The organism is Winogradskyella bathintestinalis, from assembly GCF_030407435.1.
In the GTDB taxonomy this organism is placed as follows: Bacteria; Bacteroidota; Bacteroidia; order Flavobacteriales; family Flavobacteriaceae; genus Winogradskyella; species Winogradskyella bathintestinalis.
Genome location: NZ_JASDDK010000027.1, coordinates 1 through 1,414 on the forward strand (window position 1 = coordinate 1; position 1,414 = coordinate 1,414).

Annotated in this window: 2 protein-coding genes; both read left to right on the plus strand. The window is 31.7% G+C overall.

What is annotated here, in order from left to right:
* Window positions 1–54: 54 nt before the first annotated feature.
* Window positions 55–513, plus strand: coding sequence for a helix-turn-helix domain-containing protein (locus tag QMA06_RS16395; protein ID WP_290207995.1), 459 nt, complete (start codon window positions 55–57; stop codon window positions 511–513).
* On the plus strand, window positions 459–1,307 hold the full coding sequence (locus QMA06_RS16400) for an IS3 family transposase (protein ID WP_290207996.1): 849 nt from the start codon (window positions 459–461) through the stop codon (window positions 1,305–1,307). The genes QMA06_RS16395 and QMA06_RS16400 overlap by 55 nt, the downstream gene beginning before the upstream one ends.
* Window positions 1,308–1,414: the final 107 nt, after the last annotated feature.

Below are 1,414 nucleotides of genomic sequence, written 5' to 3' on the forward strand. Positions count from 1 at the left end.
TGAACTTTCCTGAAATAGGTTGACTAAAAATTAAGCAATTAATTACAGTCACTTATGAAAACACAAAATGAACACTGGCGAAAAAAAAGCTATCAAAAAGCAACTTTAGAGACTAAACTTTTAGTCGTTGACCAAATCTTAAATGGTCAGCTATCCAACAATCAAGCTTCTAAAAAATATGATATTCCTAGAACAACTATTTCCTATTGGTTAAGAAAATACAGTACTTTAGTACAACAAAATACTGGTATGAGTAAAAACGATGAGATTAAAAAATTAAAGGAAAAGATTGAAGAACTTGAGTTTCAAAAAGACTTCCAACAAGACATTATCGCTGATATGGAACTGATTACAGGCGTTGATATGTCAAAAAAGTCATTACCCAAAACATTAGCAAAAGAGATAGAGCAAAAGAAAAAACAGCGTATAAAAGAAAATGGCTCTATGGATGTTTTGGGATATCTAAACAAGCCTTCTACAAAAGACTCAAAACACAACAAAAAAAAGAAATAGATCATCAAAAAATGATCAAAATGGTTAAAGACTACCGCAAACAAGTAGGCTCGAAAACTGGTGGAATAAAACTACATACCGAACTTAAACAAGACTTTATTAATGCTGACATTAAAATAGGCAGAGACAAGTTCTACAGCTTCTTGAGACTAAATAAACTACTAGTACCAAAAACAAAAAATTACATCACAACAACCAATTCTAATCACTTGTACAAAAAATATAAAAACCTAGTAAAAGACCACGTGCCTAATCGACCAGAACAGCTTTGGGTAAGCGACATCACGTATATTAAAACTGAAAAGGGTCATAACTATTTAGCAATTGTTACAGACGCGTATTCTAAGCAAATTATGGGTTACAAATTAGACAACCACATGAGAACATCACTTTGTACTGATGCGCTCGCTATGGCTATTAAAAACAGAAAATATCCTAATGAAAAACTTATACATCACTCAGACAGAGGGTTTCAATACTGCAATCCTAAATACACAGAATTTGCCGAAAACAATGGAATAACAATGAGTATGACAGAGCAATACGACCCTTATGAAAACGCTGTAGCTGAACGAATTAATAGAACTTTAAAATATGAATACGGATTAAAACAGACTATTAAAAACACAGGTTTAGCACAAAAAATGACTGAGCAAGCTGTATATATCTATAATAATCTGAGAACGCATTTTAGCCTGGATTTAAGAAAACCTGCAGAAGTACATTTAAATCCAAACATCAAATACAAATCCTATCGAAAAAATAATGTAAATTTACCTGAACTTACGATTTAAGAACTGACCCAGTTCAAACTATTTTTTTGCCTTCTAAACGGCTAAAAAAAATCTTTTGAACGTCTAAATAGTAACCAAAAAGAGTCAACCTATTTCAGTATAATACA

Bases quoted from the DNA above. Each gene is read 5' to 3' on its own strand.
- QMA06_RS16395 (WP_290207995.1), top strand. From the start codon at position 55: ATGAAAACACAAAATGAACACTGGCGAAAAAAAAGCTATCAAAAAGCA.